The organism is Paenibacillus barengoltzii NBRC 101215 (assembly GCF_004000745.1).
GTDB lineage: Bacteria > Bacillota > Bacilli > Paenibacillales > Paenibacillaceae > Fontibacillus > Fontibacillus barengoltzii.
Window position 1 is genome coordinate 1 of the sequence record NZ_BILV01000130.1, and the last position, 5,372, is coordinate 5,372.

The following is a 5,372-nucleotide window of genomic DNA, read 5'->3' on the forward strand; positions in this document are numbered from 1 at the left end:
GCTTAGCTGGGCACGCCGCTACAGGAAAAGGGAGCCTCATCCATCGGCTCCCACCCAAAAATTTCTCTTTCGCTTAATTACCCTGAATCATCTTCAAATTCTCATGCCAGCGCTGAGTGTAGTAATCCAGCAGCTTCTCGAACCCGATGGCCATCGTGTCCTCATGCGCTTTGTCGAGAATCGCCAGCGCTTCTTCATCCGTCTTCGCATACAGCGCTTGTGCTCTGGCTTTCTGCCAAATGTCCTTGCCGCTTTGGAAGGTGATGCCCTCCTCGGTATCCGGCAACGGGAACAAGTTGATGAACTCCGTCGCATCGCCTTGCGTTTTCCAGGTAATCTCGTACTGCCAGTAAGTGGACCAGTTCCGTTCACTCTCCGGCAACGTGGCTTCGAACTTCCCTTTAATATCGTCAACGTAGACGGTATTCCCCACCCACATCAACGGGTCCATCTTCGCTTGATAATCAGCGAGTTTTTCTTTCTCCAGCGTATATTTCTCCGTGAACTTCGGCGTGATGCCGTCCGCTTCCCGTCCTTCCCAGAACTCGCCTTCCACGCCCCACATTTGCAAGGTCATCCCCTCCGGACCGGTCCACCAATCCAAGAACGCGAAGATCGCTTCCGGATTCTTGGCGCTGGTCGTAATGACCGCCGCGTTCCAGCCGAGCATGTTATAGGTGCCGGGATAAATTTTGTTTTTATCCAGTCCTTCCTTATGAATCGGCCAGATCATGAAATAGCCGGCGTCCGGATCGTTTTGCGTCAAAGCGGCATGGGCCTGCATCGCATACAAGGTCGGATTGGAGGAAGTGTACACCGCCACCCGGCCGTTCATCAGCTTCTCCTGCACCTGGTCTCGGGTTTGCGTCATGGCGTCCTGCGTCATCAGCTTCTCGCGGAACAGCTTCGCCGCATAAACCACCGATTCCCGGAACGGTTCGTCCTTGTAGATCGAAGTCATCTTATCTCCGTTAGGTACGGCAAAATAACGCGGGAAACTCAAATTATTCTCCTTAAACGCAGAGTAAATCTGATCGAGCCCGTGACCTTCGCTGGCCAAATCCGTCTCCAGCGGAATGACGTCCGGATATTTCTCCTTCACCAGCTTCAGGTAATTATACAGATCATCGGTCGTTTCCAGTTTAGGTGAACCGAGCTCTTTATAGATCTTCTTGTTCACCACCCAGCCAGCATTGCCGTTCGGACGGTTCGTGTACCAGTTCGGGAATTGATACAGCTTGCCGTCAGGGGATCGCAGCATGTTCATGGCCTTTGGATCAAGCCATTTTTTCAAGTTCGGGTATTTCTCGATATAATCGTCCAGCGGCACCAGCAGCCCGGCTTCACGCAGCCTTTCTACATCCGCGCCCCGCTCGCCCCAAATGACGTCCGGCAGATCGCCGGAGGCAATCATCGTGTTTAGCTTTTGCACGGTATTCCCGCCGTTTGGAATTTCGGTGATGTTCACCTTTTTATTCTCTTTCACCCAAGCTGTCGTTTCGTCGGCCCCCCATTTGGGCATGGTGTACCAGTCATAGTTGCCGTACAGCGTGAATTCCAGCGGCTCCTTCCCCAGTTCAAAAAGCTGCGATTCCGCAGACTCCGCCTGGTTCGTCCCCGTATTCCCACTGTTCTCCTTCGGCGTTTCGGCAGAATTTCCGCCACTCGCGCTGTTGTCCCCGCCTCCGGAACATCCGGCCAGGATGAAGGCAACTGCCATAAAGATGATCATCAGTTGGCTGAACCGTATTCCCCGCTTTTTCATACGACTGTTATCCCCTTTCGACTTTCATTTTTATGTTCAAAGCAGAACCATCTGCCCTAAACGCCGCCTGCAGTTCATTCAACTACTCCTTTAAAGACCCCACCAGCACCCCTTTGACAAAATACTTCTGCACAAACGGATAGACGAGAACGATCGGGATCGTTGCGACCATCATGGTGGCCATCGACAGCGATTTGCTGGTGACGGTTTTGGCCTGCGCCATATGGGCTTGTGCCGCCGCATCCAGATTCGCGGTCTGCTCGGAGACGATGTTGGAGGCGAGAATCTGCTTCAAAATCGTCTGAATCGGCAGCAGCTCCTCCTTCGAAATGTAGATGCTGGCGATAAACCACTCGTTCCAGTGACCAACCGCGGTAAAGAGCGATAACGTTGCGATGACCGGTCCCGACAGCGGCAGCACGATGCGGAACAAGGTGCCCCAATTGCCGCAGCCGTCGATTTTGGCCGATTCCTCTAAGCCTTGGGGCAGCCCTTGGAAGAAGGTACGAAAGATGATCATATTCCAGACCCCAATGAGCGAAGGAATGATATATACCCAGAAGGAGTTAAACATCCCCAGGTTCCGGATCAACAGAAACGTTGGAATCAATCCGCCGGAAAAATACATCGTAAAAATACACATCAGCATATAAAATTTACGTCCCATCAGCTCGCGCTTGGTCATCCCGTAAGCGAAGATCGCCGTGGCCAAGATGGCGCTGACCGTGCCGACGACGGTCCGAAGAACGGAGATGATAAATCCCGACATCAGCCGTTCATCCTGGAAGACGACCTCGTAATTTTCCAGGGTAAAGGAGCGCGGCCAGAGGGTAATCCCGCCTTTTGCGGTATCCAGCCCTTCGTTCAGCGAGATAGCAATGGCATTCAGGAACGGATATAACGTGGAGAGGGAAAAAACGGTTAAGAAGACGTAAATGAAAGCAACCATGACCCGGTCGCCTCTGCTGTTATACATCGCGGACACCTCCTCCTGATTACCATAAGCTGTTGCCGGATCGGCGGGCTACGTAGTTCGCGATGGTCAACAGCCCGACGCTGACGACCGCTTTAAACAACCCAACGGCGGTAGCATAGGAATAGCGGTAATTGTTGATCCCCACCCGGATCACGTACGTATCGATGACGTCAGAGACATCTCGCAGCGCCGGGTTCACGGCCAACACGAGGATATCTTCAAAGCCGGCGCTCAGCAAATTGCCGATCGCCAGAATCATAAAGATCGAAATGACCGGCATAATCGATGGAAGCGTTATCAAATAAATCTGTTTAAAGCGGCTGGCCCCATCAATCGAAGCCGCCTCATAGGTATGGGGATCTACCCCGGCAATCGCCGCCAAGTAGACAATCGAGCCAAAACCGATTTCTTTCCATACATTGGTCGTGATCAAAATGGTCCAGAAGTATTCGGGCAGTGACAGGAAGTTAATCGGTTCCTGAATCAGATTCAACCGCTCCAGCAGCATGTTTAAGCTCCCGTTATCCGTGGCGAGCATCGAAGCAACTAGACCGCCGAGAATAACCCAGGACATAAAATGCGGCAGATACGTAATCGTCTGAACAACTCGTTTGAAGACCATTTTCCGCACTTCGTTCAGCATTAAGGCCAACAGGATCGGTGCCGGAAATCCAATCAGAAATTTCAGCAGGCTAATGACGATCGTATTGCGCATCACCGTGTAAAAATCCGGCGAGTTAAAGAAGTAAGCGAAATGCTTCCAGCCCACCCACGGACTCCCCGTAAAGCTGTGCCCGATCTTGTAGTCCTGAAAGGCGATCAAAACGCCATACATCGGGATATAACTAAACACGAAGATGAGGGCAAGCGCCGGGAGGACCATCAACTGCAGATCAATTTGCCGAATAAAACGCTCGAGCCCACTCTTCCTTCTTGGATAAGGCACTTGCGGCATGACGGGTTCGGGCTGCATTTCCCGATCCGTGGATAATCGGGCCATAGATGCTTCTCCCCTTTACGCTGTTTTTATCTTGAAAATTATTGTATATTGGCTGCCGGCCCCTGCCTATCTGACCAATCAACGAAATGTGATACTATTCAACCGGGTATGATGTCATTTCCTCCATCGGGCGAATTGGTGTAAGATAAAGTCCGTATTGCTTATCCAACTAGTGGATTCAACTTAGATTTAGGGGGCTTTGTTCACGTGAAATCTGATTCCTCAACTTTGCAGAAAAAATTGCTGCCCCGCCACATCAGCTTTATGGCCATGGGCGGTGTCATTGGCACCGGGATCTTCAAAGGGAGCTCTGAGACCGTCAGCCTGGCTGGACCTGGCGTGATTTTTTCTTATGCCTTTGCCGGCTTACTGCTGCTGGTCGTCATGGGTGCCATTGCCGAGATGGCGACAGTGTATCCCGGCCGCAACATGAAGGACTTCATCCGGGAAGCTTTTGGCGAACGCATCTCTTTCATATTGGGCTGGATGTACTGCTTCATGTGGCTGGCCGTATGCGTGATTGAAGTGATTGCCGCCGGCAGTTTCCTGCAGTTCTGGCTGCCAGACGTCCCGCTTTGGGTGCTCAGTCTGGCCAGCGCCGCCTTTATTCTGGCCATCAATCGAATGAGCGTGGCCGGTTACGGTGAGTTTGAATTTTGGCTGGCTGGGATTAAGATCGCGATGATCATCGTCTTTATTCTCCTGGGCGCAGCCATGCTGTTTGGCCTTCTCCCTGGAACGAGTGCTCCGTTCCCGCACAATTACCGGGATTACGGCGGTTTTTTCCCGAATGGATGGACGGCGATCTTCTCAGCGCTCCTGGTCGTGATGTTCTCCTACGGCGGCTCTGAGCTGATCGGATTAACCTTGTCGGAAGCCAAGGATGCGGAGAAAGTATTGCCCCGGGTGGTCAAAAGCTTTATTTTGCGCGTGGTGCTGTTTTACACGTTACCGATTCTGATCATTTGCGGACTGATTCCCTGGAACAGTCTCAGCGAGCAGACCAGCCCGTTCGTGCAGGTACTGTCCTCGGCGGGCTTACAGGGGGCAGCGCATCTGATGAACTTCATTCTGATTACGGCAGTCTTGTCCGCCGCGAATTCCGGCATCTATGGCGCGACCCGGATGCTCCATTCGATGGCTGCCGGCGGGGAAGCTCCGGCGAAGCTGGCGCGGATTTCCGCCAAGGGCGTGCCGGTGAACAGCTTGATTCTTTGCGGGGTTGTCCTGATCCTCGGCTCCATGCTGGCCGTCTTTAATCAGGCAGGTTTGTTCCGTCTCTTGATGGCGGTCCCCGGCTTTGTCGTGCTGCTCGTCTGGATCACGATCTGCTTGTCCCAATTAAAGCTGCGCAAGCGTTATCCGAAAGCGCCTAGCTTTAAAGTCTGGGGATTCCCTTATATTACAGTGTTGACGGTGATCGGTCTCATCGTCATTGCGCTGCTGTTCCTGTTCGACGCGCAGAACCGTATCAGCATCGGGACCTGTCTGGCGGTGCTGCTCCTGCTAATCGTCTGGTCGTTGGTTCGTTTCCGTCCGCGCTCGGGCCAGAGTCAGCAGTAGCGCTGGAGCTGCTGGCCTTTACAGGATTATCCCGCTGGGGCAGCGGCCTGGTGGGGCTCGTGCTGGCC

General features: G+C 53.0%; 4 protein-coding genes. 1 reads left to right on the forward strand and 3 read right to left on the reverse strand.

The window, feature by feature from the left end; translation table 11 throughout:
• Nucleotides 1-73: 73 nt before the first annotated feature.
• The 3 genes from PBA01S_RS22290 to PBA01S_RS22300 all read right to left on the reverse strand — a co-directional run bounded on the left by PBA01S_RS22290 (nt 74) and on the right by PBA01S_RS22300 (nt 3,696).
• A complete protein-coding gene (locus PBA01S_RS22290) occupies nt 74-1,765 on the reverse strand; it encodes an extracellular solute-binding protein (RefSeq protein ID WP_016313128.1) in 1,692 nt (563 codons plus the stop codon).
• Between the two features lie 82 nt (nt 1,766-1,847).
• A complete protein-coding gene (locus PBA01S_RS22295; protein WP_016313129.1) occupies nt 1,848-2,741 on the reverse strand; it encodes a carbohydrate ABC transporter permease in 894 nt (297 codons plus the stop codon).
• A gap of 19 nt (nt 2,742-2,760) precedes the next feature.
• Nucleotides 2,761-3,696 carry an ABC transporter permease gene (locus tag PBA01S_RS22300; RefSeq protein ID WP_127576765.1) on the reverse strand — a complete coding sequence of 312 codons (936 nt, stop codon included), beginning with the start codon at nt 3,694-3,696 and terminating at the stop codon, nt 2,761-2,763.
• 252 nt (nt 3,697-3,948) lie between these two features.
• On the opposite strand from PBA01S_RS22300, the gene PBA01S_RS22305 reads away from it, so the two are divergent.
• Nucleotides 3,949-5,304: an amino acid permease gene (locus PBA01S_RS22305; protein WP_028539670.1), complete on the forward strand. Its 1,356-nt coding sequence runs from the start codon at nt 3,949-3,951 to the stop codon at nt 5,302-5,304.
• Nucleotides 5,305-5,372: the final 68 nt, after the last annotated feature.